The following is a 693-nucleotide window of genomic DNA, read 5'->3' on the forward strand; positions in this document are numbered from 1 at the left end:
GTGCCACGGAATGGCCAGGCTCCCGATCGCCCTCAATGCCCTTGGCAAAGGCGGCATCAAATGCGTCATCGTCGAAGTCAATGTCGGCGGAGGCCGTTGCATTCTTGGCAGAAAGATCCAGGCCTTCGAGTTCACCCCCCGGAAGATCGCCGGAATCGGCTTCGGCCGATTTGGCCGCCTCATCCTGCTGCGGCTGGGCGTCCTCGTGGCCGTCGAGATCCCAATCGAGGTCATCGACGGTCTGCTGATCCGCGGGCTTCTCCGCCACCGGCTGACGGATAGGTTCGGGTTCCCTAGCGACGGGCATCGGCCGCGCGCTCATCGCGCCGAGCAGCGCGTTAAGCTCATCCTCGAGGCTTCGCTCATTGGCGGCGGTCGCAGGTTCCGATGGCTCGACCGCAACGGCCGCGGGCGTGATCGGTTCGGCCGCAGCGGCGGCGATCTCGGCAGCAGGTTCTTCAACCTCTCCGGCCGGCGCATCTTCGATATCAAGCTCGAAGACCGCAGGCGCGATCGGCTCGTCCGCAAAGGCGGCGAATTCGGCAGCCGGCTCTTCAACCTCTTCGGTCAGCGCATGCTCGACATCATCTTCGAAGGCTTCCTGCGCGGCAAGGTCTGTGGCATCGCCTTCGACGGCATATACAGGCTCGACAGGCACTGCGGCAGCCAGCGACTCTTCGGCATCGTCGATGC

The 693-nt window shown here is 64.5% G+C and carries 1 pseudogene; it reads right to left on the reverse strand.

The features are described 5' to 3' along the window. Positions 1-693: pseudogene (locus EN781_RS34665) on the reverse strand (SPOR domain-containing protein); the annotation flags it as partial.

The organism is Mesorhizobium sp. M4A.F.Ca.ET.090.04.2.1, from assembly GCF_003999085.1.
Classification (GTDB): Bacteria; Pseudomonadota; Alphaproteobacteria; order Rhizobiales; family Rhizobiaceae; genus Mesorhizobium.